Source organism: Actinophytocola xanthii, from assembly GCF_001921205.1.
GTDB classification, from domain to species: Bacteria; Actinomycetota; Actinomycetes; order Mycobacteriales; family Pseudonocardiaceae; genus Actinophytocola; species Actinophytocola xanthii.
In genome coordinates this window covers 17170-42673 of sequence record NZ_MSIE01000081.1, presented here as the reverse complement: position 1 = coordinate 42673, position 25504 = coordinate 17170, and the positions used below count along the sequence as shown (strand labels likewise).

The 25504-nt window shown below is 72.8% G+C and carries 21 protein-coding genes and 1 pseudogene; 17 read left to right on the top strand and 5 right to left on the bottom strand.

Annotated elements, in window-relative coordinates:
• From BU204_RS32535 to BU204_RS32520, 4 genes and pseudogenes are all read right to left on the bottom strand, one after another.
• Positions 1-307: pseudogene (locus BU204_RS32535) on the bottom strand (carbohydrate ABC transporter substrate-binding protein); the annotation flags it as partial.
• A 106-nt stretch (positions 308-413) separates the two neighbouring features.
• The gene (locus tag BU204_RS32530; protein WP_075129631.1) at positions 414-1931 is read right to left on the bottom strand and encodes a tripartite tricarboxylate transporter permease; all 1518 of its coding nucleotides are present in this window, start codon (positions 1929-1931) and stop codon (positions 414-416) included.
• Positions 1932-1939: 8 nt separating this feature from the next.
• Complete coding sequence (locus BU204_RS32525; RefSeq protein ID WP_075129630.1) at positions 1940-2563, bottom strand: tripartite tricarboxylate transporter TctB family protein; 624 nt, start codon at positions 2561-2563, stop codon at positions 1940-1942.
• Positions 2560-3558: a Bug family tripartite tricarboxylate transporter substrate binding protein gene (locus tag BU204_RS32520; protein ID WP_075129629.1), complete on the bottom strand. Its 999-nt coding sequence runs from the start codon at positions 3556-3558 to the stop codon at positions 2560-2562. Before BU204_RS32520 ends, BU204_RS32525 begins: the two co-directional genes overlap by 4 nt.
• Before the next feature lie 102 nt (positions 3559-3660).
• Between BU204_RS32520 and BU204_RS32515 the strand changes: the two genes are divergently transcribed.
• The 6 genes from BU204_RS32515 to BU204_RS32490 are packed head-to-tail and all read left to right on the top strand — an operon-like array spanning position 3661 to position 10618.
• Positions 3661-4554, top strand: coding sequence for a LysR substrate-binding domain-containing protein (locus BU204_RS32515; RefSeq protein ID WP_075129628.1), 894 nt, complete (start codon positions 3661-3663; stop codon positions 4552-4554).
• A gap of 40 nt (positions 4555-4594) precedes the next feature.
• Entirely contained in the window at positions 4595-5539 is a 945-nt protein-coding gene (kdgD, locus tag BU204_RS32510; RefSeq protein ID WP_075129627.1) for a 5-dehydro-4-deoxyglucarate dehydratase, read from the top strand.
• Positions 5536-6867 carry an enolase C-terminal domain-like protein gene (locus tag BU204_RS32505; RefSeq protein WP_143229906.1) on the top strand — a complete coding sequence of 444 codons (1332 nt, stop codon included), beginning with the start codon at positions 5536-5538 and terminating at the stop codon, positions 6865-6867. Before kdgD ends, BU204_RS32505 begins: the two co-directional genes overlap by 4 nt.
• A gap of 19 nt (positions 6868-6886) precedes the next feature.
• A complete protein-coding gene (locus BU204_RS32500; protein ID WP_083661834.1) occupies positions 6887-8164 on the top strand; it encodes an L-talarate/galactarate dehydratase in 1278 nt (425 codons plus the stop codon).
• Positions 8161-9675 carry an aldehyde dehydrogenase (NADP(+)) gene (locus BU204_RS32495; protein WP_075129626.1) on the top strand — a complete coding sequence of 505 codons (1515 nt, stop codon included), beginning with the start codon at positions 8161-8163 and terminating at the stop codon, positions 9673-9675. Before BU204_RS32500 ends, BU204_RS32495 begins: the two co-directional genes overlap by 4 nt.
• A gap of 7 nt (positions 9676-9682) precedes the next feature.
• The gene (locus tag BU204_RS32490; RefSeq protein WP_075129625.1) at positions 9683-10618 is read left to right on the top strand and encodes an AEC family transporter; all 936 of its coding nucleotides are present in this window, start codon (positions 9683-9685) and stop codon (positions 10616-10618) included.
• Positions 10619-10676: 58 nt separating this feature from the next.
• Here the strand turns inward: BU204_RS32490 and BU204_RS32485 are convergent, their stop codons facing one another.
• A complete protein-coding gene (locus BU204_RS32485; RefSeq protein ID WP_143229905.1) occupies positions 10677-12488 on the bottom strand; it encodes a hypothetical protein in 1812 nt (603 codons plus the stop codon).
• Positions 12489-12612: 124 nt separating this feature from the next.
• On the opposite strand from BU204_RS32485, the gene BU204_RS32480 reads away from it, so the two are divergent.
• The 11 genes from BU204_RS32480 (at position 12613) to BU204_RS32430 (ending at position 25504) form a co-directional block, all read left to right on the top strand.
• Positions 12613-14460 (top strand): LamG-like jellyroll fold domain-containing protein, encoded by a 1848-nt coding sequence (locus tag BU204_RS32480; RefSeq protein ID WP_075129637.1) that lies wholly within the window; start codon positions 12613-12615, stop codon positions 14458-14460.
• Positions 14461-14470: 10 nt separating this feature from the next.
• A complete protein-coding gene (locus BU204_RS32475; protein ID WP_075129623.1) occupies positions 14471-14833 on the top strand; it encodes a hypothetical protein in 363 nt (120 codons plus the stop codon).
• Positions 14834-14945: 112 nt separating this feature from the next.
• On the top strand, positions 14946-16664 hold the full coding sequence (locus BU204_RS32470) for a PstS family phosphate ABC transporter substrate-binding protein (RefSeq protein WP_075129622.1): 1719 nt from the start codon (positions 14946-14948) through the stop codon (positions 16662-16664).
• 238 nt (positions 16665-16902) lie between these two features.
• Positions 16903-17091 carry a hypothetical protein gene (locus tag BU204_RS32465; protein WP_075129621.1) on the top strand — a complete coding sequence of 63 codons (189 nt, stop codon included), beginning with the start codon at positions 16903-16905 and terminating at the stop codon, positions 17089-17091.
• Positions 17088-18446: a preATP grasp domain-containing protein gene (locus BU204_RS32460; protein ID WP_075129636.1), complete on the top strand. Its 1359-nt coding sequence runs from the start codon at positions 17088-17090 to the stop codon at positions 18444-18446. Before BU204_RS32465 ends, BU204_RS32460 begins: the two co-directional genes overlap by 4 nt.
• Entirely contained in the window at positions 18446-19402 is a 957-nt protein-coding gene (locus BU204_RS32455; protein WP_075129620.1) for a quinone oxidoreductase family protein, read from the top strand. Before BU204_RS32460 ends, BU204_RS32455 begins: the two co-directional genes overlap by 1 nt.
• 1 nt (position 19403) lies before the next feature.
• Positions 19404-20321, top strand: coding sequence for an HpcH/HpaI aldolase/citrate lyase family protein (locus tag BU204_RS32450; RefSeq protein WP_083661830.1), 918 nt, complete (start codon positions 19404-19406; stop codon positions 20319-20321).
• On the top strand, positions 20318-21547 hold the full coding sequence (locus BU204_RS32445; protein ID WP_075129619.1) for an 8-amino-7-oxononanoate synthase family protein: 1230 nt from the start codon (positions 20318-20320) through the stop codon (positions 21545-21547). Before BU204_RS32450 ends, BU204_RS32445 begins: the two co-directional genes overlap by 4 nt.
• A 17-nt stretch (positions 21548-21564) precedes the next feature.
• Positions 21565-22107 carry a MaoC family dehydratase gene (locus BU204_RS32440; RefSeq protein ID WP_075129618.1) on the top strand — a complete coding sequence of 181 codons (543 nt, stop codon included), beginning with the start codon at positions 21565-21567 and terminating at the stop codon, positions 22105-22107.
• Positions 22108-22133: 26 nt separating this feature from the next.
• Positions 22134-23225: a scyllo-inosamine-4-phosphate amidinotransferase gene (locus BU204_RS32435; protein WP_083661829.1), complete on the top strand. Its 1092-nt coding sequence runs from the start codon at positions 22134-22136 to the stop codon at positions 23223-23225.
• A 128-nt stretch (positions 23226-23353) separates the two neighbouring features.
• Positions 23354-25504 (top strand): MMPL family transporter, encoded by a 2151-nt coding sequence (locus BU204_RS32430; RefSeq protein WP_075129617.1) that lies wholly within the window; start codon positions 23354-23356, stop codon positions 25502-25504.

Sequence of the window (25504 nt, the reverse complement as noted above, 5' to 3'; positions counted from 1 at the left end):
CGTCCGGCCCGCCCTGCAGGTAGCTGTTGATGTTCTCCTGGAACGAGTTGTGGTCGACCGTGTTGATCCTGACCTCGCCGCCGGAGTAACCCTTGATCATCGCGGCGACGGCGTTCTTGGGTACCTCGTCGGCCCAGTTCGATCCGAACGTCACGGTGCCACCACCGCCACCGCCACCGCCGCCGGTGTCCTCACCGCCGCCGCACGCGGTGAGGGCCGCGAGCGCGCCGGCTCCGAGCGTTCCGGTCAACAGGGTTCGTCGGCTGACCGCCGCGGCGGGAACGCCGAACGGGCGAAGGTTCGTCATCGGGCGCCTCCTCACCGAACCCTGGCGGCGCCGGCCACCTTCTGTCAAGGAGTGGGCGGTTTCTCGGCCAGCAGCGCGTTCCGCGGTCAGCAGGATGCGAGGACGGTCATAGGTGCTCCTTGGTCCGGTTGGTCGGGTTGGGGGTCCGGCGGCGGGCCAGCGCCGCGCGGACCGGTGGGAGGAGGGCCACCACGAGGAACGCGGCGAACAGCGTCCCGGAGATGGGCCGGGTGAGGAACCCGGTCGGGTCCCCGTCGAAGATGAGCAGCGAGCGGCGCAGCGAGTCCTCGAGCAGCGAGCCGAGCACGAACGCGAGCACGAGCGGGCCGGGGTCGAAGCCGAGCTTGCGCATCAGGTAGCCGAGAGCGCCGAAGACGATCACCAGCACGATGTCGAAGACGTCGTTGTTGACCGTGTACACGCCCACCAGGGTGATCAGGACGGTGATCGGCGCGAGGATCGTCGCGCGCACCCGCAGGATCCGGACGAACAGGCCGACCAGCGGGATGCTCATCACCAGCAGCAGGATGTTGCCGAGGTACATCGAGTTCACCACGCCCCAGAACAGCTCGGGCTCCTCGGTGACCAGCTGGGGGCCGGGGGTGACGTCCTGGATGAGCAGCGCCCCGAAGATCACCGCCATGGTCGCGTTGGCCGGGATCCCGAGCGTGAGCAGCGGAATGAACGAGGAGGTCGCCGCCGCGTTGTTGGCGCTCTCCGGCGCCGCGACGCCCTCGACCGCGCCCCGCCCGAACCGCGCCGGGTCCTTGGCGCGCCGCTTCTCCAGCGCGTAGGCGGCCAGCGAGGAGAGCGTCGCCCCACCGCCGGGGAGGATGCCGAGCAGGAAGCCGAGCACCGAGCCGCGCCCGATCGCGCCTGAGGACTGCCGCAGGTCGGCTCGGGAGGGCCATACGTTGGTGACCGCCACCGGTGCCTGCACGGCCCGGTGCCGCTCCTCGAGGTTGTAGAGAATCTCGCCGAGCCCGAACAGGCCCATCGCGATCGGCACGAAGTCCAGGCCGTCGGCGAGGGAGAGGTTGTCGAAGGTGAACCGCTCGGCAGCGGTGAACCCGTCCCGGCCGACCGTGGCCAGCAGCAGGCCGACACACGCGGCGATCACCGCCTTCTGCCGGTTCCCGCTGCTGACCGTGGCGACCAGGAGGATGCCGAGCAGCGCGAGCGCGGTGTACTCGGGCGGCCCGAAGTCCAGCGCGAAGCCGGCCACCACCGGGGCGAGCAGCGACAGCGCGACGATCGACACGGTGCCGCCGACGAACGAGCCGATGGCGGCGATGCCGAGCGCGGTGCCCGCGCGTCCCTGCCGGGCCATCGCGTGCCCGTCGAACACGGTGACCACAGAGGACGCTTCGCCCGGCAGCCGAAGCAGCACCGAGGTGATCGTCCCGCCGTACTGGGCGCCGTAGAAGATCCCGGCCAGCATGATGATCGCGGTGACCGGCTCGATGCCGAAGGTGACCGGCAGCAGGATCGCGATCGTCGCCGCCGGGCCGAGGCCGGGCAGCACGCCGATCAGCATGCCGATCACGACGCCGATGAGGCAGTACAGGAGGTTCGTCGGCTCCAGTACGACGCCGAAGCCGTCGAGGACGGGGGACAGGTCCACGGACCCTCCTAGAACAGGTGCGGGATGGGCACGGCGAGGGCCGCGACGAACACCGCGTAGAACGCGACGACCACCCCGAGACTGGTGAGGACGGAGGTGCGCCAGCTCTCCCGTCCCAGGAAGCGCAGCCACACGAAGCAGAGCAGTGCGGCCGGGATCTCGAACCCGACCACCTCGATGACCGCGACGAAGCCGACCATCGTCGCGATCCCCGCGAGCACCAGCCAGCTGGACCGCGAGAACCGCTCGGCGTCGCTCGCCCGCCGCGCCCCGGCGAGCAGCGCCACCCCCAGCACCACGAGCGCGAGGCTCACCAGCAGCGGCCAGGTTCCCGGTCCGGGAGTGCTGGCGCTGCCCACCCCGAGCGACCAGGAGCCGAGCACCGCGGCCACCCCCAGCACCACCACGGCGCCCGCGGTCAGGGCGTTGGCCAACGGCCCGGCCGGCGGCCGGTGCTCGTGCGCGGCGGCCTCGACCTCGCGTACGGCCTCCCCCAGATCGCTGCCTTCGGTTCCGGTGCTTTCGGGGTGCGGGCTTTCGGCGCGGTCGCGGTCCGGGGCCTGCCCGTCGGCCGGCGGGTGTTCGGCGACGCCGTTCCCGTTCGGTCGCGGCTCGTCGCCCCGGTCGGTCACTGCTGCTCGCCCAGCTTGATGCCGTACTCCTCGACCACCTGCCGGTACTTGTCGAGGTTGCCGCTCCACTGGTCACGCAGCTCGTCGCCGTCGACCTCGTTGGGGGTGAGCTGGTTGTCCTCGTTGAACTTCTGGTACGCGTCGGAGTCGAACGCCTTCTGGAACGACTGGCGCAGGCGGTCGAGCACCTCCGCGGGGGTGCCGCCGGGGGCGAACACGGCGCGGGACTGCTGCACCGGGGTGTCGTAGCCCTCCTCCACGGCGGTCGGGGTGTCGGGCAGGTACGAGGGCCGCTCCTGTGCGAAGGTGACGATCGGGGTCAGCTTGCCCGCCTCGATCTGCTCCACCGCCTCCCCGAGCTGGATGGAGCCCACGTCGACCTGGCCGCCGAGGACCGCCGTCAGCGTCGGCGACCCGCCGTCGAAGGGCACGGCCGTGGCCTCGATGCCGGCCTGGGCGAACAGCAGGGCCTGGGAGAGCTGGCTGCCGGTGCCGACACCGGTCGTGCCGTAGGTGATCGGGCGCCCGGGCCCCTTCAGGTCCTCGACCGTCTTCAGGCCCGAGGACGGGGCGGTCACCAGGACGTAGTCGTCCTGGGAGATGCCGGTGACGATCTCGTAGTCGGCGATGTCCACCGCCTCGTCGGCCGGCACGGCCAGCGGGGTGATGTAGGCCAGGCTTCCGTTGTAGATCATCAACGTGTGGCCGTCGGGCTTCGCTCCGGCGAGCTCCCGGGCGGCCAGCGCGCCATTGGCCCCCGGCTTGTTCTCCACCGTGATCGCGACGCCGAGGTCGTCGGCGGCCGCGTCGGCGAGTGCCCGTGCGATCAGGTCCGTGCTGCCGCCCGGATCCTGCCCGACGTAGATCGTGATCGGGTCACCGCCGGGGAACTCCGCCGCCTCCTCGTCCGAGCCGCCGCCGAGGTTGCCGCCGCACGCCGTGGTCGAGAGCGCCAGTGCCAGGCCTACCCCGGCTACCGCCCATTTCCTGATCATCGTTCTCTCCTTCGAGACGCGCGGGCTCTTGGATCAGGGAGGGTATGAGCTTCGGTCATGCCTGTCCAAATCCCTTGAGGCATGGATTGATACCTTTCGTGCATGGGATTCACCATCGAGCAGGTGCGCGGCTTCGTCGCCGTCGCGGAGGAGCTGCACTTCGGCCGGGCCGCGGCTCGGCTGAAGATGACCCAGCCCCCGCTGAGCCGTCAGATCCAGAAGCTCGAGCGCGCGGTGAACGCCCAGCTGCTGGTCCGCGACCAGCGGCGGGTCACCCTCACCGCGGCCGGGCAGGTGTTCCTCGTCGAGGCCAGGCGGCTGATCGCGCTCGTCGAGGCGGCGCCGGAGCTGGCCCGCCGGGTCTCCTCGGGGTTCAGCGGCGTCGTCCGGGTCGGTTTCACCGCGGCCTCGGCCTACGGGGTGCTCGGCCGGCTGCTCAACCGCCTCTCCGCGGAGCTGCCCGACGTGGACGTCGAGCTCTCCGAGCTGGTGACCCGGGAGCAGGTCGCCGGGCTGGTCAACGAGAAGATCGACCTCGGGCTCGCCCGGCCGCCGTTCGATCTCGCGACGTTCGGCTCGCGCCTGCTGCACCGGGAGCCGCTGCTGGTCGCCGTGCCCGTCGGGCACCCCCTCGGCGAGCTCGGTCGCGACCTCACCCCGGCCGACGTGGCCGGTGAACGGGTCATCATGCACTCGCCGACCGAGGCGAGGTACTTCTACGACCTCGTCGTCGGCGCCGTCCCGGTCGACCCGGAGCACACCGTGCACACGGTGAGCCAGGTGCTCACGATGCTCTGGCTGGTCGCGGCGGGCCGGGGCATCGCGTTCGTCCCCGGGTCCGCCGCCCGCCTGCCGATCGAGGGCGTGCGGTTCGCCCGCCTCGCCCTGGCCGTCGCCGAGCCGGTGGAGCTGCACCTGCTCTGGCGGCGGGACTCCGCCAACCCGGCCCTGTGGCGGGCGTTGCACGTGCTCGACAACCTCCCACCCGAGGAGTGATGCCCTCCCGGTATCGGCTCATGCGAAACCGCTCTTGGACATGCATCGTGCGGCGTTCTTACATGGACGGGTGACGCTACTGCCTCCGGAGTCCCTCGCCGAGCGGCTGCGCTCCGGCCTGCTCTCCTTCCCGGTGACCCACTTCGACGCCGACCTCCGGTTCGACGAGCCCCGGTACCGCGAGCACCTGGCCTGGCAGTCCGGGTTCGACGTGGCCGGGCTGTTCGCCGCCGGCGGCACCGGGGAGGGCTTCTCGCTCACCACCGCCGAGGTGGACCGGGTGGTCCGCGTCGCCGTCGACGAGGTCGCCGGCCGGGTCCCGGTCATCGCGCCGGCCACCGGGGCGACGGCGGTCGCCGTCGAGCAGGCGAGGTCCGCGCAGCAGGCCGGGGCCTCGGGCGTGCTGCTGTTCCCGCCCTACCTGACCGAGGCCGGGCAGCGCGGCCTGGTCGAGCACGTCGGGGCGGTGTGCCGGGCGACCGAGCTGGGTGTGATCGTCTACAGCCGGGCCAACGCCGTCCTGCACGACGCGACGGTCGTCGAGCTCGCCGAGCGGCACCCCAACCTGGTCGGGCTCAAGGACGGCGTGGGCGACATCGAGCGGCTGACCCGGACCTATGCCAAGGTCGGGGACCGGCTCGCCTACATCGGCGGGCTGCCCACCGCGGAGACCTTCGCGCTGCCGCTGCTGCAGCTCGGGATGAGCACGTACTCCTCGGCGCTCTACAACTTCCTGCCGGAGTTCGCGCTGCGCTTCTACGCCGCCGTGCGGGCCCAGGACCGGGCCGAGGTGTACCGGATGCTGAACGAGTTCGTCATCCCCTACCTCGACATCCGCGACCGCGGCCGCGGCTACGCGGTGTCGATCGTCAAGGCCGGGCTGACCGCGGTCGGCCGCGACGGCGGGCGCGTGCGGCCCCCGCTGACCGACCTGACCCCCGACGAGCTCGCCGAGCTCACCGAGCTCGTGCGGACCGTCTCGTGAGCGAGCCCACGGTCGCCAGGATCCAGGCGGTGCCGGTCGCCGGGCACGACAGCATGCTGCTGAACCTGAGCGGCGCCCACGGCCCGTTCTTCACCCGCACCATCGTCGTGGTGACCGACAGCGAGGGCCGGACCGGGATCGGCGAGGTGCCCGGCGGCGAGGCTATCCGCCGGACCATCGAGGAGGCCGCGGAGCTGCTCGTCGGCCGGCCCGTCGCCCACTACAACCGGCTGCTGCGCGCCGTCGCCACCGCCTTCGCCGACCGCGACGCCGGCGGGCGCGGCCGGCAGACCTTCGACCAGCGGACGACGGTCCACGCGGTCACCGCCCTGGAGTCGTGCCTGCTGGACCTGCTCGGCCAGCACCTCGGCGTGCCGGTGGCCGAGCTGCTCGGTGAGGGGCTGCGGCGCGAGCGCGTCCCCGTGCTGGGCTACCTGTTCTTCGTGGGCGACCGGCGGGCCACCGACCTGCCCTACCTGGCCGAGGAGCGGCCGGCCGACGACTGGGAGCGGCTGCGCCGGGAGCCCGCGCTGAGCGCCGAGGCCGTCGTCGCGCTGGCCGAGGCGGCGCGGGCCCGCTACGGCTTCGCCGACTTCAAGCTCAAGGGCGGCGTGCTGCCCGCCGAGCAGGAGGTCGCCGTCGTGCGGGAGTTGGCCCGCCGCTTTCCCGAGGCACGGATCACTCTGGACCCCAACGGCGCCTGGCTGCTCGCCGACGCCGTCGCGCTCTGCCGCGACCTGCACGGGGTGTTGGCCTACGCCGAGGACCCGGTCGGCGCGGAGGGCGTCTACTCCGGACGCGAGACCATGGCCGAGTTCCGGCGGGCGACCGGGCTGCCCACCGCCACCAACATGGTCGCCACCGACTGGCGCGAGCTCGCCCACGCGGTGCGGGCCGCCGCCGTCGACATCCCGCTCGCCGACCCGCACTTCTGGACCATGCGCGGCTCGGTCCGGGTCGCGCAGCTCTGCGCGGACTTCGGGCTGACCTGGGGCTCCCACTCCAACAACCACTTCGACGTCTCGCTCGCGATGTTCACCCACGTCGGCGCGGCGGCACCGGGCCCGATCACGGCCCTGGACACCCACTGGATCTGGCAGGACGGCCAGGCTCTGACCCGCCGCCCGCCGGTGATCCGCGAGGGCGCGATCACGGTGCCCACCGGGCCTGGCCTGGGCGTGGAGCTCGATTTCGACGCGCTGGCCGCGGCCCACGAGCTCCACCGTGAGCACGGCCTCGGCACCCGCGACGACGCGGTGGCCATGCGCTACCTCGTGCCCGACTGGCGCTTCGACCCCAAACGCCCCTGCCTCGCCCCCTGGAGGTAGCCCAATGACGGACAGCCCGATGAGACACCGCCCGACCACCTCCGCGACCGCCGCCTCAGGGGAACGTGACGCACCCCAGCCACAAGTAGGTGCCCGACCCGAACGTTTACTGCCCGAGGCGACCAACGGGGTTGATCTCCGGGGAGGCGGGCTGGCCATCCTGGACCGGATCGACGGGGTCACCCTGTCCTCGGTGACCCTGCCGCTGCCGACCGGAATCAGCGACGCCAAGGTTCTCACCGGCCGGCAGCGGCCGATGACCGAGGTCGTGCTGCTCTTCGCCGAGATCCACACCGAGGCGGGGCTGTCCGGCATCGGCTTCGGCTACTCCAAGCGCGCCGGGGGACCGGCCCAGTTCGCCCACGCCCGCGAGGTCGCGCCCGAGCTGCTCGGCGAGGACCCCAGCGACATCGGTCGGCTGTGGACGAAGCTGGTCTGGGCGGGTGCGTCGGTCGGGCGCAGCGGGGCGAGCACCCAGGCGCTGGCCGCGATCGACGTCGCGCTCTGGGACCTCAAGGCCAAGCGCGCGGGCCTGCCGCTGGCCAAGCTGCTCGGCGCGCACCGCGACTCCGTGCGCTGCTACAACACCTCAGGCGGCTTCCTGCACGAGCCGGTCGAGCAGGTCATGGACAACGCCACCCGCACGCTGGAGGCCGGCGTCGGCGGGATCAAGATCAAGGTCGGCCAGCCGGACTGGCGGGAGGACCTGCGCCGGGTCACCGCGGTCCGCGAGCACCTCGGCACGGACGTGCCGCTGATGGTCGACGCCAACCAGCAGTGGGACCGGCCCCGCGCCATGCGTGTCTGCCAGGCGCTGGAGGAGTTCGACCTGGTGTGGATCGAGGAGCCGCTGGACGCGGCCGACGCCGCGGGCCACGCGGAGCTGGCCCGCGCGCTGACCACTGCCGTGGCCACCGGGGAGATGCTCACCAGCGTCGCCGAGCACTGGGAGCTGATCCGGCACGGCGCGGCCGACGTGCTCCAGCCCGACGCCCCCCGGATCGGCGGCATCACCCAGTTCCTCAAGCTCGCCACGCTCGCCGAGCACGCCCACCTGCAGCTCGCGCCGCACTTCGCCATGGAGATACACGTCCACCTGGCCGCCGCCTACCCGATCGAGCCATGGGTCGAGCACTTCGACTGGCTGTACCCGCTGTTCAACGAGCGGTTGACGACCGCGGGCGGGCGCATGTACCTCTCCGACCGGCCCGGCCTGGGCGTCACGTTGAGCGAGCAGGCCCGCGCCTGGACCGGCGAGTCCGTCTCATTCGGCAACTCTCCCGGAGGCTCTCGATGACCGACGTGCGCAGCGTCGACCCCAGGACCGGCGAGGCGGTCGAGACCGTCGGCCGCGAGACCTCGCCGGAGGAGGTCCTCGCCCGCTGCGAGGCCGCGCTGGCCGCCGCGACGGCCCTGGACGCCCTCGGCCGCGCCGGGCGTGCCGCCCTGCTGCACGCGCTGGCCGCCGCGCTCGAGGCTCGGCGGGAGGGCGTGGTCGCCACGGCCGACCGGGAGACCGCGCTCGGCCCGACCCGGCTGAACGGCGAGCTGACCAGGACCACCTACCAGCTGCGGCTGTTCGCCGAGGTTCTCACCGACGGCGGCTACCTCGAGGCGGCGATCGACCACCCCGGGGACACCCCGATGGGCCCTCGCCCCGACCTGCGTCGCATGCTCGTGCCGCTCGGGCCGGTCGCCGTGTTCGGCGCGAGCAACTTCCCGCTCGCCTTCTCGGTCCCCGGCGGTGACACCGCCTCGGCCCTGGCCGCCGGCTGCCCGGTCGTGGTCAAGGCGCACGGCTCCCATCCGGCCACCTCCCAGCTGTGCTTCGAGATCCTGCGCGACGCGGCCAGCTCGGCTGGCGCGCCGGAGGGCACGCTCGGCCTCGTGCACGGCGTGGCCGCGGGCGCGGACCTCGTCGCCCACCCGGCGATCCGCGCCGTCGGTTTCACCGGCTCGGCGGCCGGTGGCCGGGCACTGCTGCGGATCATCGAGCAGCGGCCCGACCCGGTGCCGTTCTTCGGCGAGCTGAGCAGCCTCAACCCGATCGTGGTCACGCCGGCGGCGGCCGAGGAGCGCGGCGAGTCGATCGGGCGGGAGGTGGTCGGGTCGGCCACGCTCGGCGGCGGGCAGTTCTGCACCAAGCCGGGCCTGGTCCTGGTGCCGGCCGGGACGGACGGCGACGTCGTGGTCGAGGCGATGGCGACCGCCGTTCGGGAGACCGGTCCGCAGGTGCTGCTCAACGCCGGTATCGCCGACTCGTTCGGCCGCATCGCGCGCGAGCTGGCGGCGGTGCCGGGCGTCGAGGAGCTGGCGCGCGGCGCGGCGGCCGACACGGCGGGGTTCGCGGCGACGCCGCTGCTGCTCGCCACCTCGGCGCGGCGCCTGCCCGAGCGGGTGACCGAGGAGTGCTTCGGCCCGCTGACCGTGGTCGTCCGCTACGAGGGCGAGGGCGAGCTGTTCGCGGCGCTGGAGGGGCTGCCCTCCTCCCTGACCGCCTCGGTGCTGCGCGGCCGGGAGGAGACCGAGCTGCCGCTGGCGCTCGCGCGGCGGTTGCGCCCGCTGGCCGGCCGGCTCGTCTTCGACGCCTACCCGACCGGGGTGGCCGTGTCCTGGGCCCAGCATCATGGTGGCCCGTGGCCCTCGACGAACTCCCAGCACACCTCGGTCGGGACGACCGCCATCCGCCGGTTCCTGCGCCCGGTCACCTGGCAGAACGCGCCAGCCGACGTCCTGCCGGCGGAGCTCGCCGACGACTTCACCGCGATCCCGCGCCGGGTCGACGGGGTGCTGGAACCGCCGAGGTGACCGCCGCGTGAACTCGGTCCTCGCCGGGTTCGGCGCGCTCGTGGCGGTGATCGCGGTCGGCTGGATCGCCGGCCGCAGCGGTGCGTTGGGGGAGGGCGCGGCCGGGGTGCTCTCCCGGCTCTCCTACTTCGTCGCGACACCGGCGTTGCTGCTGCTCACACTGGCCGAGGCGGACACCGGGGCGCTGCTGTCGACAGCGCTGGTCGCCACCGCCGGCAGCGCCGTGGTCTGCGCCCTGCTGTTCGTCGTGCTGGCCAGGTGGCGCTGGCGGTCGCGCCCGCGCGAGCTGGCCACCGGCGCGCTGGCGTCCTCGTATGTCAACGCGGGCAACCTGGGCGTGCCGATCGCGGTCTACGTGCTGGGGGACGCGGCGTTCGTGGTCCCGGTCCTGCTGTTCCAGATCCTGGTGCTGGCCCCGGTCGGGCTGGCCGTCCTGGCCGGTTCCGGCGGCGGCTCCCGGTGGAGCCGGCTGACCCAGCCGCTGCGCACGCCGGTCGTGCTGGGGTGTGCCGCCGGGCTCGCCCTCGCCGCGGTGGACTGGCGGCTGCCGGTCACCGTCCAGCGGCCGGTGGAGCTGCTGGCCGCGCTCGCGGTGCCGGCGGCGCTGCTCGCCTACGGGATGAGCCTCAACGGTGCCCCGCGCCCGGCGTCGGGTCCGAAGGCGGCGCGGGTCTGGCTCGTGGTCGTGCTCAAGGCGGTCGCGCAGCCGCTGCTCGCGTACGCACTGGGCCGTTGGGTGGCCGGCCTGGCGGGCACGGCCCTGCTGGCGGTCACCGTGACCTCGGCCCTGCCCACCGCGCAGAACGTGTTCGTCTACGCCTCCGCGAACGCCCGCGACCCGGCCGACGAGGAGACGGTGCTGGCCAGGGACACGGTGCTGATCACGACGGTGGTGTCGGTGCCGATCCTCGTCGCGGTCGCGCTGCTGCTTGGCGCGGGCTGACGGCGGGAACAGGCCCGGTGTTCGCGGGGGAGAACACCGGGCCTGAGGCCGGGGCGAGTCAGAAGCCGCCGTCGCCGCCCATGCCGCCGGAGGACATGCCGCCCATGCCGCCGGTGCTGTCGCCGCCCATGCCGCCGGTGCTGTCGCCGCCCATCCCGCCGGAGGCGTCGCCGCCCATCCCGCCGGAGGCGTCCCCGCCCATCCCGCCGGAGGCGTCGCCTCCACCCATGCCGCCAGAGGCGTCGCCTCCACCCATGCCGCCAGAGGCGTCGCCTCCACCCATGCCGCTGGAGGCGTCGCCGTCGCCCATGCCCACGCCACCGTCCGCGTCGGATCCCATGCCGGCGTCCGAGCCGGGGCTGTCGGCGTCGCTCCCGCCACCGAGGCTGTCGGTTCCGCTCCCGCCACCGAGGCTGTCGGTTCCGCTCCCGCCGCTGAGGCTGTCGGAGCTGGCCACCGTGCCGTCGGTGCCGCCGCCGTCCGTACCCGGACCGTCCGCGTCGCTCCCGCTTCCGAGGCTGTCGTCGCTCGAGACGCCGGCGACCGCGTCGTTGCTGGTGGTGCCGACTCCGTCGGTGCCCAGGCTGTCCTCACCGCTGAGGCTTCCGAGGCTGTCGTCGCCGCTGGCACCGCTGATGGTGTCCGAGTCCTCGGTCGAGGAGACCATTCCCGCGTTCGCATCCTCGGCCGAGTCCGGGGACGGAGCGGCCGGCGCCTGCTGGTCCACGTCCGAGTCCAGACTCGTCGGCCCGTCGAAGTTCGGGTCGTTCTGGGCCTGGCTGCGTGGGCTGTCCATTTGGGAGTCGGTGGGGCCGTCGTAGCCGGGGTCGTCCTGCGCCTGGCTGCGCGGACTGTCCATCTGGGACTCAGAGTCGTCGGGGTTGTCGTCGTCGGTGGTGGGGGCGGGTTCGCCGAGGCTTCTGGTGTTCGGGGGGAGGCCCTGGTCGACGGCGCCGACCGGGTCCTGGGGGTCGCCGGGGGCCGGGTCGTTCATGTGCTTCGGGGTCACCCTGCTGTCCTCGGGATGGCCCCCGTAGTTGTCCCGCTCACCCAGCTCGGTCGTGTTGAAGTCCCTCGCCAGGTCGTTGTACCGGTCCTGCGCCGCCTGCTTGTCCTGCACCGTCTCGGCGTCGTGCAGGTCGTCGATCGTCTCGTTGAAGCGCTGCCGGAAGCTGTCCAGCTGGTCCTTGTTGTGCTCCCGGTTCTCCTCGTTGTTCAGGTAGCTCCGGTCGATCTGCTGCTGCACGGCGAGCCTGTCCGACTCGCGGTCGCTCGGCGCCAGGGTGAACGACGGGTACTGGTCGACATACCCCGGCGGCTCCAGCTGCGCGCGCTGCGCGTTCAGCGCGTCGATCTGCTCCTGGCTCAGCGGCGGCGGTGGCGTCAGCGGGTTCGCGTAGTTCCTGGCGGCCGGCGGCAGGTTCGGATCCTGCAGCGCCTCCCTGGCCTCGAGCTCCTGCTGCACCTTGTCCTGGTTCTCGTTCCAGCTGCGCCAGCGGTTGTGCGAGTACTCCCGCTGCTCGGCGTCGTTCCTCCGCTGGTGCTCCCGCGGTGGCTCGCCGGGGCGCCACGACTCGGGCCTGGTGTCGGGCACCGTGCGGTGGATTGGTCCGGTCCTGGGCGGAGCGCCCCGCATCGCCACCTGCGTCCCGCCGGGCGACACGTTCGTCGCGGACTGGTTGTCACCGCTCGGGTCCACGGCGGCGACGGCCGGGGCCGCTGCCATGCCGGCGGCCAGCGTGACGACCGCCGCCGCGGCGGCCCGGCGGCGCGCACTGCCGCGCCCACGGCGCCGCAGCTCGCGCACCCAGATCTTCAACGCCTCATCCATCGTCCTGATCAGGACTTTCGTCGGTCCAGCGCTGTTCATGCGGCCGAAGCTAGTTATCGTTCCGTAACCGGGTCAACGCGGTCGGTGCCGGAACTTTCCTGGTTTCGCATGCCGTTCCCCCGCGCGACACCGGCACGCCAGCGAGCCCCACCATGCTGTGCGCGTGGACAACGAACCCCGTGACGTCTCGCGCCGCTCCCTGTTGCAGGCAGCCGCCGCCGCGCCCGTCGTCGCCGCCACCGCCTCGGTCGGCGCGGGTCAGGCCGCGGCGACCGCTGCCGATCCCGCCGACCGTGCCGCGCAGCGGTTCACGATCGCCGTACTGCCGGACACCCAGTACCTGCTCGACGAGGGCGGGTCGGACCACGAACCGGTGCGCGAGACGCTGCGCCACCTCGTACGCGAGCGCGACCGCGCCGGGATCGTGTTCCTGGCGCAGCTGGGCGACCTCACCGAGCACGGCACCGAGACCGAGATCCGCGCCGCGGACCGGGTGTTCGACACCATCGACGGCCGACTGCCCTACAGCGTCCTCGCCGGCAACCACGACATTCGCTCCGGCACCGACGACCAGCGCGGCGACAGCCCCTACCGGCGCGCCTTCGGCCCCCACCGGTTCGCGCACATGGCCACCTACGGCGGCTCCTCGCCGGGCGGGTACAACAGCTACCACCGCGTGCGTGCCGGCGGGCGGGAGTGGCTCGTGCTGGCACTGGACTGGCGGGTCTCGGACACCGGCCTGAGCTGGGCGCAGGGGGTGCTCGACCGCCACCCGACGCTCCCGGCGATCCTGACCACCCACGACCTCGTCTGGGCCGAGGAAGACGGGCAGGCACACCTCTCCGACCACGGGGAACGGCTGTGGGAGCGGCTGATCCGCGGCAACGACCAGATCTTCCTCGCCCTCGGTGGGCACTACTGGCCGCCGGGGCGGACCACCCTGACCAACGACGCCGGCAACCCCGTGCACCTGCACGTCACGAACTACCAGGACCGCTACTACGGCGGTGCCGGCATGATCCGGTTCTACGCGTTCGACCTGGCCCGTGACACCGTCGACGTGTCGACCTACTCGCCCTGGCTGCTGGCCAAACGGGAGCGCACCCCGCTCGAGGCCGAGAACGTCGAGCTGACCGGTGAGGTCGACCGGTTCAGCGTCGAGATCGACTTCGACCGGCGCTTCGCCGGCTTCGCTCCGCCGGTGGTCGTCGCGCCGCGCCCGCCCGCCGCGGTGATGCCGCGCGGCACCGTGGCGTACTGGCGCTTCGACCGGTCGGGCCTCGCGGCCTTCCCCGACGGGAGCTCGGTGCCCGCCGGCACCGTCGCGCGCGACCTCAGCGGCAACGGCAACGACCTGCGGGCCGAGTACCTGCATGCCAGCGGGCCGGAGGCGCTCACCTGGTCGGCCGAGCACCACGACGCGCAGCCCGCGCACGCGAGCCTGCGGTTCGCCGGGGGCAAGGCGCCCGACCGCGGCGCCGTGCTGCGCACCGGGCCGAGCGCGCCGCTCAACCGCCTCACGTTCCAGTCGGGCTACACGATCGAGACGTTCCTCAAGCTGCCCGAGCCGTTCGAGGGGGACCACGCCTGGATGGGCATCCTCAGCTGGGAGGGCCGCGCCGGCGACGCCGGCAAGACCAGCGGCTGGTCCGACGACGAGCCCACGTGCAGCCTGAACGTCTCCCCGGAGCGGTTCCTGCAGTTCGTCGTCTACCCGGTCCCGGTCGACGCGGACCCGACCTCCTGGAGCCACGCCGTACCGGTCGGCCGCTGGACACATGTGGCGGTCGTCAACGACGGCCGGCACACGGTGCTCTACGTCGACGGCTCCCGCATCGCGCGCAACGCCGCCGAGGAGTCCAGGGGCATCTCGACCCTCGGCAAGCCGTTCGCGATCGGCGGCACCCAGTTCGCCGAGCGGTACGGTCAGGGTTTCTACGGCTGGATCGGCGACACCCGGATCGTGAACCGGTCCCTGCGCCCGGACCAGTTCCTGACCGCCGTGCGGTAGACCTGGGGACATGGTGGAGCGCGCGAGCCCGGAACCGGGCCTGCTCGGGGAACTCGTCCGCCGACTGGACCTGGCCGGCGGACGATCCGCCTACCATCCCGAGGAGAGCGTGCTCGTCATCTCGCGCTGGCGGGACGAACCGCTGGACCCACCGGTCCGGTTGGCCGTGGACGAGGACGTGCTCGAACGGCATCTCCCGCTCCTGTACGAGGACGCGGCGACCCTGTGGCCGGACATCGGGCGGGAGGCCGGGGCGTTCAACCTCCTCTCCGTGCACCTCGACGAGACCGTCCGCACCCGGAAACCCGGCCACAAGCACCTGGTTCTGGACCCGGGCACCCGCCTACCCGAATGGGTCGCCCCACCGTCCTGACAGAGTCGACCGGTACCTGAACGTGTCGTGAACTTCCCGTTTCTCCACCCGGTCCGCGTTGATCGACTCCTAGGCTGGTCCTTTCTGGCGGGAGGGGCGCGGGAGGGCGGGCGTGGGCTTCGTCGGGGAGTTGCTGTACAGCCTCCTGGAGGGTCTTTCCGGCCAGAACACGGTGATCGCGGGGGTCGCGGCGGTGGTGGCGGTGGCCGCGATCGTGACCCCGTTCGCCCAGCGGTTCCTCTCCCGGCGCAAGCGCGTCCTCTACCGGGTGCAGAGCGACTCCAAGATCGGACTCGACGTCGACCTCGACGGTGACCAGCCGCTGTACGCCGAACCCGACCTGGCCCACATGTCGAACATGTTCAGGCGGCTCAGCTCGGTGGTCGTCCGAATCCGCAACACCGGCGGGGACGTCTCGGTCGGCGACCTCGGTGAGCGGGTCGAGTTCACCTTCGGCGGCCGGGTGATCTGGAACGCCCGGATCTCCGACCCGAGCCACCGCACCGACGACGAGGACCGCCGCAAGCTCGCCGAGGGCCTGGAGTTCTTCTCCACCGACCCGGCCTCCCCGCCGGCGGCGACCACGCTGCCGGAGGTGCGCCGGACGCTCCCGCAGCGGTTGGTGGCCGCGTTCCGCGCGACCCCGGCGCCGGTCGGCCCGGCCGCGGGCGCGGACCCGTCACCCGCCGCCCCGCCGGTCTGGCACGGGATCCGGCTCAAGCCGTCCCTCGCCCTGCGGGCCAAGGAGAGGTTCAAGCTGATCGTGGTCCTCAGCGAGCCCGCGGGTGCGCGCCCCGGACCGGTCACCAAGGGCGTGGCCGGGCCGGAGGGCCACCGGCGGATCAGGGACGAGCGGACGGTGCGCAGGGCGCTGTGGCCGCTGGGCACCGCGGCGTTCGGGGTGCTGTTGGCCGGGCTGTGGATCGCGGCGGTGGTGATCTTCCCGGTGGACCGGGAGACCACGGCGACGCAGGTCGACTGCGCGCAGGGCGAGCTGAGGATCGTGGGGTCGACGGCGTTCGCCCCGATCATCTCGAGGATCGCCGACGACTACGCCGCCGCCTGCGGTGCCGACATCACGGTGGCTGCCGGCGGCAGCAACGAGGGCGTGCGGGAGGTGGTCCGGCTGGACCAGGGCCGGCGCGGCTCGGTCGCGGCGTTGTCGGACGGCCGGTCGACGGTGGCCACCGAGGAGCTGACCGCGCGGCCGGTCGCGGTGATCGTCTACACGATGATCGTCAACGACGCGGCCGGGGTGGACCGGCTGACCACCGAGCAGGTTCGCGACATCTTCGCGGGTCGCTACCGGGACTGGAACCAGCTGCGGGCCGGGCCGTCGCTGCCCATCCGGATCGTCGGCCGCGGCGGGGAGTCCGGCTCGCGGCGCACCTTCGAGCAGACCCTGCTCGACGGCGCCTCGCAGGGGGAGCTGACCTCCGACTCCTGTGAGACCGCCGACCGCGCCGGCGCGCGGGTTGTCCGGTGCGAACGGTCCTCGGAGGAGGAGGTCGCGGACGAGGTCGCGGGCACCCCGGGCGCGATCGGCTATGTCAGCCTGGCGTCGGCCGACCAGCTGACCGAGCGACGCCTCCCGGTGACCGTTCTCGACCTCGACGGCTTGCGCCCGGACGCCAGCTCCGCGGCGGCGGGGTATCCCTTCTGGGCGATCGAGTACCTCTACACCAACGGCGTCCCCCCGAACGGCGGCGTCCTCGGGTCGCTGATCGGCTACCTGACGACCAAGACGGCGTACGCGGACCTGGTCGAGGCCGGCTACACCCCCTGTGTCACGACCGACGGCCAGCCCTATCTCCTCTGCCAGGACCGCTGAGGCGCGCCGGCTGCCGGGTCTTTTTGCACTTTCCGGTGAATACCTACTCGGAGGAACTGTTTTTGTACCCGCTGAACAGTCCAGTCCGGTGGGCTGGGAAGACGCATTTCGTGGAATTCGTTGCCAGCTTTCGTCAGTTAGTGGTTTGATAGCGGATCAAGGGATATCTCTGGCAGTATCGGCGCAATTCCGCGTTAATGAGAAGTCAGCGAATTCGCGGATACTGGGGAAGTCGGCGGTGCGGTTCGAGCTCGAGTTGGCCGCCGGAGTGTTCTTCGGGAATTCACCGGAAAACCGGGAGAACCCACTGGGTGCAGGCTGGGTGCCGTTTCCCGAGGACGTCTCGCTGGCGACGGGGGAGGAATTCGTGGTGCGTTTCTCGTGGTGCGGCGGACGGTTGGCGGCGCGCCGGGTGGTCGCGCCGTGACCGCCCTGGTCGTCGGCAACAGCCGGACCGAGGAGATGGTGGGGGACCTGGCCGCGCTCAGCCCCGACGAGCGGCGCGCGGGCGGGTGTGCGGCCCAGCGCGTCCTCTGGTTCGCCGGCACCGGCGATGTCGTCGTCCTGCCGCAGCCGCCCGACACTGATTACCTGGCCTACGTCGCCGACCTCACCCGGGTCGACCCGAGCTCGCTGACCCTGCTGGTCCCACCGCCGGGTCGACTCGGCGCGGAGCTGCTGACCCCGGACCGGTTGGCCGACCCGGCGTTCCGCGCCGCGGTCGGCGCGGCGGTGCGCGAGAACGGCGTCGACCACCTCCTCGCCGTCTACAAGGACGTGGCCATCGCCGAGTTCGCCCGCGCCGTCGGCCTGGGATCCGCCGTTCCGGGGCTGGGGTTCAGTGCCCAGGGCGGTGACGCGCTGGTCAACAGCAAGGCCGTGTTCCGCGCGGTCGCCACGGGTGCCGACGTGCCGATCGCGCCTGGCCGCGTCGTCTCCCGGGTCGAGGACGCGGCGGCGGCGATCACCGAGCAGCTGACCGCCGGCCACTGCGTGATGCTCAAACAGGAGTTCGCCGGCGGTGGCTTCGGCAACGAGATCCTCAGCCCTGCCGGCGAGGTCCGTGCGGCCGGCGCCCCGCGCGTGGTGACCCTGCCCGACGCCGCGGCGGTCGAGGAGTACCTGGCGCGGCGGTGGGACTGGCTCAGCGACGATGGCCGCCACCGGCTGGTCGTGGAGCGGTACCTGCTCGGCTGCGACACCGTCTATGGCGAGTACCTCGTCGGCGACGGCTCCGACGAGCTGCTGGGCACCGGGGAGATCCTGATGGAGCCGGTCGCCGTCGGCGAGGTCGTCCCGGCCCAGGGGCTCAGCGCGGCCGCGGCCGAGGTGCTGGAGACCGCCGGCCGTCGGCTCTGCCGCTCGTTCGCGGCGATGGGCTACCGCGGCTTCCTGAGCACCGACGCCGTGCTCACCCCCGCCGGCGAGATCGTCTTCACCGAGACCAACGGGCGGGTCAGCGGCTCCACTCACCTGCACATCGCCGTCCGGGCCCACCTGGTGGCCGACGCCCACCGGGCGAACCGGGTGCTGCTGGAGCGCAGCGGCTGGGCGGCGCCGTCGTTCCTGGCCGCACGCGAGCGCCTCGACCTCGCCGGGCTCGGGTACGACGCCGACACCTCGACCGGGGTCGTCCTCATCTCCGGGTTGATGCCGGACGACACCCTCACCTACTGCGTCCTGGCCCGCGATCTGACCGCAGCCCGGGCTGCCGCGCACCGGGTGGAGGGGCTGTTCGCCGAGGTCGGCGTGGCGGTCGACCGTCCAGGACGGACTGTCTGATGAGGGCGGTGGTGATGCGGCGGCCCGGCGGGCCCGACGTGCTGCGGGTGGAGGACGTGCCGGAACCGGTGCCCGCGGCCGGGGAGAGCCTGGTCGACGTCACCGTCGCCGGGGTCAACTTCGACGACCTGGAACGGCGACAGGGCGACACGCCCCAGCCACTGCCGGCTGTGCTGGGGGTGGACGCGGTCGGCCGCCGCCGCGGCGACGGGCGCCGGGTCGCCGCGCTGCTGCGCCGGGGAGGCGGGTACGCCCAGGTCGCCGCGGCCGCCGACGCGCACTGCGTCGAGGTCCCCGACCACCTCGACGACGAGCAGGCGGTCGGGCTGCTCGAACAGGGATGCACCGCGCACGGTGCCCTGGTGCTGGCCGGGCGGCTGCGCCCCGGCGACGGTGTCGCGGTGTCCGCCGCGGCGGGCGGCGTCGGCCACCTCGCGGTCCAGCTGGCGCTCGCCCTGGGCGCCCACCCGGTCGTCGGCATCGCGTCCACACCGGACAAACGCGCGTTCGTCGCCGCCCTGGGCGCCCACCACGTGCTGGCGCCGGACGCCGAGGACCTCGCCGGCCGGCTGCGCGCGGCGACCGGGGGCCGCGGCGTCGACGTGTTCGTCGACTCGGTCGGGGGAGCGCTGGCCCGCGCCGCGCTTGGCGGGCTGGCCCCGTTCGGCCGGCTGGTGTGCCTCGGCTGGCGGGACAGGGGCACCATCCAGGTCTCCACCGGCGAGCTGGCCGAGGGTTCCATCGGCTGCGCCGGTTTCTGGATGCGGCACGTGGTGGACGACCGCGCGCTGCTGTGTGGCATCGCCGAGGAGCTGTTCGGGCTGGCCGCGCGCGGCCGGCTGGCCGCGCACATCGACCGGGTGGTCGCACTGGCCGAGGTCGGCGGGGCTCATGCCGCGGTGGCCGCCCGGGCCACGGTCGGCAAGGTCCTGATCGACGTGAACCGGGAGAGCTGACGTGTACACCCGCTACTGCCGGTCGATGCTGTGCACCCCGGCCACGGCCACCGAGCGCTACGCCCGCTGCCACCGCTCCGGCGCGGACATCTGCCTGGTCGACCTGGAGGACTCGGTGCCCCTGCCGCACAAGGAGGACGCCCGTCGCCGAGCGGAGGACTTCCTCCTCCTCGCCGCGGCGGGCGAGGCGCCGGTGCGGTGCGCGGTGCGGATCAACGCGGTGAGCGAACCGGACGGCCTGCGCGACCTGCTCGCCCTGCGGGACTACCGGACACCGCCGGAGGTCGTGCTGGTCCCCAAGGTGGAGTCGCCACGCGACGTGGAGATCGTGCATCGGGTGCTCGGCCCGCGACCCGAGCTGTTCGCCGTGGTCGAGACGCCGCTCGGGGTGGAGCGGGTCGAGGCGATCGCGGCCGGCTCACCCGGGCTGCGCGCGGTCATCTTCGGCTCGGCCGACTACGCCCTGGCGATGGGCATCGACCTGGCCTGGGAGCCGCTCAGCTACGCCAGGGCGAGAGTGGTCAACGCCGCGCTGGCCGCCGGCGTCCACGCCATCGACTCGCCCACCTTCGAGCTGGCCGACCAGGGCCTGCTGCGGCACGAGTCGGTGCTCGCGGTGAGCCTCGGGTTCAGCGGAAAGATCGCGCTCCACCCGGACCAGGTCCCCGTGATCAACGAGGTCTTCTCGCCCGACGCCGCCCGGCTGGAGCTCGCCCACCGGGTCGTCGCCGCGGGCCGGCGCAGCGGCCTTGGCATCACCACCGTGGACGGCGCCATGGTGGGCCGTCCGTTCTTCGAGGCCTCCCGGCGCCTGCTCGAGGAGTTCGGGCCGCCGGGCGAGCCGGGCCGCCGGTCCCCACCGGGCACTCCCGGCCAAGGCGAGAACCACCTGCAGGCGCCGACGAAAGGCACGACATGACCCGCACCGACCCCCAACAGGTCGAGGGACCGCGCCGCTACCGCAACGGCGAGAAGATGATCCAGATGTCCGACCCGGTCTGGCAGGCGGCGGCCGACCACGGGCTGATCGGCATCCGGGTCGACGCCGAGTCCAACAACCGGCTCGTGGTGCGGGAGACCGGGCACGAGTTCGCCAACATGTGCTCGTGCGCCTACCTCGGGCTCAACCACCACCCCGCGGTGATCGAGGGCGCGGTGCGGGCGCTGCGCGACGCCGGCACGACCTGGCTGGTCACCTCCACCACCCGGATCCGGCACAACCTCCTCGCCCAGCTCGAGGAGGAGCTGGCGGACCTGTTCGGCACGCCGGTGCTGCCGGGCACGTCCTGCAGCGCGGTGACCGCGGGCATCCTGCCGCTGGTGGCCTCCGGCCACCTCGCTCCCGGGGGTCCCCGGGTCATGGTCTTCGACCGGCACTGCCACTTCTGCATGAACTACGTCAAGCCGATCTGCGCGGAGGAGAGCCTGGTGCTCACCTGCGGCCACAACGACCTGGACTACCTGGAGGACGTGTGCCGCAAGTACCCCAGCGTCGCCTACGTCGCCGACGGGGCGTACTCGATGGGTGGCGCCGCCGCACTGGAGGGCCTGCGTGACCTCCAGGAGCGGTACGGGCTGTTCCTGTTCATCGACGACTCGCACTCCCTGTCCATCATGGGCGACCGAGGCCAGGGGTTCGTCCGGTCACGGCTGCCGGCGAACCCGCTCACGGTGATCGTCACCAGCCTGGGCAAGGGTTTCGGTACCGGGGGCGGCGTGGCGATGGTCGGCAGTCGCGCCATCGCGGAGTTCCTCGCCCGGCACGCCGGCCCGGTCGGCTGGTCGCAGAACATGGCGGTGCCGCTCGTCGGCGCGTCCCTGGCCAGCGCGGCGATCCACCGGTCAGCGGAGCTGGGCGAGCTGCAGGAGAAGCTGCGGTCCAACGTGGACTACTTCGACGAGCTCCTGCCGACCTCGTTCGCCGGCAACGGCCTGCCCGTCCGACGGATCACCGTGGGGGAACCCGAGCGGGCGATCCAGCTGTCGGCGGAGTTGTACCGGCGCGGCTTCTACAGCTCGGCGGTGTTCTTCCCGATCGTGCCCCGAGGCGAGGCCGGCATCCGCATCATGATCCGCGCCGACCTGAGCCGCGAGCAGCTGGCCACCTTCGCCGGGCACGTCGAGGAGCTCACGGCGGCCGTCTGAGGACCGGGGGAGTGGGGATGCTGGACGACGGGCGGCAGGACGGTCCCTCCGGGTACCGGCGGGTCGGGCCCGACCGGTACCGGGAGACGGTCGGCTTCTGCTACGAGGAGCTCGTAGTGGGCATGACCGTCGAGCACCGTCCTGGTAGGACGGTCACCGAGCTCGACAACGTGATGATGAGCATGCTCAGCATGAACGCGTCACCGCTGCACATCGACGCCGCCTACTGCGCGCGCGGGCAGTGGGGCAGAACGCTGGTGTCCAGCCTGGTCACGCTGAGCATCGTCGGCGGGATGACCGCGCGCAGTACCAGCGGGCGGGCGGTGGCGAACCTCGGGTGGGACCGCATTCGCCTGCCCAACCCGGTGTTCGTCGGGGACACGCTCTACGCGGAGAGCGAGATCACCGCGAAACGCCTCTCCGCGAGCCGCCCCGGTGACGGGGTGGTGAGTTGCCGGACGACCGGCAGGAAGGACACCGGCGAGGTGGTGCTCACCTTCGACCGCAGCTTCCTGGTGCCCACCCGGGCCAACGACGGCCACGAGGCCGCCGGCTACTGAACCCCTCTCGACGAAAGGCTGACGACGTGACAACACCGCAGGTGACCGGCCCCCACCGCCCGGTGGTGAACTCGTGGGACGAGTTCACCACCCTGCGCGAGATCGTCGTCGGCGACGCGTCGTACACGCGCATCCCGGAACAGGCCGACCTGTCGGCCTGGCTCACGTGTTATCCCAAGCTGTCCACACGGGAGCTGGCCGACGTGGCGGTGGGCCGGGTGCCCCAGCACATCGTCGACGAGGCGAACGAGGACCTCGGCGAGCTGGCCTCAACCCTGCGTGGCCTGGGGATCACCGTGCACCAGCCACCCGCGCCCGACCACGGCGTGGAGTTCGGGACGCCCGACTGGCGCAGCGCCGGCATGAGCTCGTTCTGTCCGCGCGACCTCACGCTGGTGGTCGGCTCGACGATCATCGAGACGCCCAGCGCCACCCGCGCCCGGTACTTCGAGCTGTTCGGCCTGCGCCCACTGCTCCAGGAGTGCCTGCGCTCCGGGGCCCACTGGCTGGCCGCCCCCCGGCCCCGCCTGGCCGACGACCTGTTCCCCCTGGACGAGGACGGGCTGCCGCAGCTGGGCGAGGCGGAGCCCGTCTTCGACGCAGCCAACGTGCTGCGCCTGGGCAGGGACGTGCTGTACCAGGTCTCCCGCAGCGGCAACGAGGCTGGCCGGCTGTGGCTGGAGTCCACCCTGCGCCTGGTCGATCCCGACCTCCGCGTGCACCCGCTGCGCGACGTGTACGGCTACACCCACATCGACAGCACGATCTCGTTGCTGCGTCCCGGCCTGGTCCTGCTCAACCCCAGCCGCGTGCGCCCCGAGACCGTCCCCGAGCCGCTGAAGGGGTGGGACGTCCTGTGGTGCCCGCCGCTGCGGCCACAGCCGAGCGTTCACGGCCACACGCTGAGCGAGGTGTGGATCGGCATGAACCTGCTCATGGTCGACCCCGGGCACGCCGTCGTCGACCGCGAGCAGCCCGAGCTCATCGCCGCCCTCGACCGGCACGGCATCGACGTCCTGCCGCTACGCCTGCGCCACTCCCAGGTCCTCGGCGGCGGCTTCCACTGCGTGACCCTGGACATCACCCGCGACGGCGGCCCCGAGGACTACCTCACCTGACCCGCCGCGGGTTGCCCGGGCGGCCATAGCGGACCCGTGGCCGCCCGCGGGTCGACCGGTCGACCGACACGCGGTGTCGGTCGGTCGCCCGTGTCGGGCGGGGGCCGCTCGGCGCGAGTCTGCCTGTCATGACGAACCTGCCTGTGCGCCTCGCCCGTTGGAGCGCCCACCATCCCTGGCGTGCGATCGGGGGCTGGTTCCTCCTTGTCGCCGTGTGCCTCGGCGTGGGGCTCATTGTCGGCAACAACTCCGCCGTCACCGCGGACTACCGGGTGGGGGAGGCGGGGCGGGCCGAGACGATCGCCGCCGAGGGCGGGCTTCACCGGCGGCCGGTGGAGCACGTGCTCGTCACGGCCGTCGACGGCGCGGAACTGGACCAGCGCGCCGCGGCGGCCGCCGCGCGGGACGTGGCCGAGCGTATGTCGGCGTTGCCCGTCGTCGCGGCCGTGGGCGAGCCGGTCCGGGCGGAGGACGGGAACGCGCTCCGCGTCGACGTGACGCTGGAGGTCGAGGAGCGTGCGGCCGCGCAGGTGGTCGAGGAGCTCCGCGCGCGGACCGAGGCGGTGGCGAAGGACCATCCCGACGTCGTGGTCGAGCAGACCGGGCGCGCGTCGATCGGGCGGGCCGTGGAGGAGCAGCGCGGGCAGGACATCGCCCGTGCCGAGATGATCACGCTGCCGATCACGCTGCTCACGTTGCTGCTGATGTTCCGGTCGCTGCGCCTGGCGCTGGTGCCGGTCCTGCTGGCGCTGTCGGCCATCGCCGCCTCGATCGGGCTGTCGATGGTCGTCTCGCACGTCTTCCCCGACGCCGGTGTCGGGATGAACGTCATCCTGCTGATCGGCATGGCGGTCGGCGTCGACTACAGCCTCTTCTACCTCAAACGGGAGCGCGAGGAGCGCGCGCGGGCGGACGGGCGACTGCCGGCCGCCGCGTTCGTCGACCTCGCCGCGGCCACCTCCGGGCGCGCCGTCGTGCTGTCCGGGCTCGCCGTGGCCGTCTCCAGCGCCACCCTCTACCTCGTCGACGACGTCATCTTCTCCTCGCTCGCCACCGGTGCCGTCCTGGTCACGCTGGTCGCCGTGGTCAGCTCGATGACGGTGCTGCCCGCGGCGCTGGCCAAGCTCGGTGCCGCGGCGGAACGCCGGGCGCAGCGACGGAAGCGGCCGGTGAGCACGCCGAGGGAGAGCCGGTTCGGTGCGGCGTTGATGCGCGGCGTCGGCCGGCGGCCGGGCCTGACGCTGGTCGGCACGACGCTGGTGATGCTGGCCCTGGCCGCGCCGGTCCTGGGGATGCGGATCACCGACATGGGCCCGGAGACCCATCCGCGCGAGCTGGCGGCGATGCGCACCTTCGATCGGCTGACCGGCGCGTACCCGGAGGTGAAGGCCCTGCACCAGGTGGTCGTCCGCGACGGCGGGGCCGGGGCGGGGGAGGCGCTCGGCGAGCTGCGCGAGCTGGCGCTGGCCGATCCCGCGATCAGCGAGCCGGCCACGGTGCGCACCTCGCGGGACGGGCGCACCCACGTCCTGGACCTCGCGGTGCCGCACTTCGTCGGCGAACAGGAGGCCCAGGAGTCCCTGCGACGTCTGCGGGAGGAGTACGTGCCGGCCACCCTCGGTGCGGCCGCGGGCCTGGAGTACGCGGTCAGCGGGGATGTCGCACGCCACGTCGACTATCCCCGGCACCAGCGGGAACGCCTGCCGTGGGTCGTGGGGGCGCTGCTGCTCGTGACGTTGGTGCTGACCGCCTGGGCGTTCCGGTCGGTGGTCCTCGGGGTGGTCGGGGTCGTCCTCAACCTGCTCTCGGCCGCCGCCGCGATCGGCGTGCTGACCTGGGTGTTCCAGGGGCGGTGGGCGGAAGGGCTGCTCGGCTTCACCTCGACCGGGTCGATCGGGTCGCGGGTTCCGCTGTTTCTGTTCGTGATCCTGTTCGGACTCTCGATGGACTACCAGGTCTTCCTGATCAGCCGGATCCGCGAGGGGGTGCTGAACGGGGTTCCCACCCGGCAGGCGGTGTTCGACGGCACGCGCCAGTCCGCGTCGGTGATCACCGGTGCGGCCGTGGTGATGGTCACGGTGTTCGCCGCCTTCGTCGGGGTGCACCTCATCGAGATGAAGCAGACCGGCTTCAGCCTCGCCGTGGCCGTCCTGCTGGACGCCTTCGTCGTCCGAACGCTGATCCTGCCGGCGCTGATGCTGGTGCTCGGCGACCGGGTGTGGTGGCCGGCACGGGTGCGTGCCGCCCGCGTCCCGGCACAGCCGCAAACCGTACGCTGA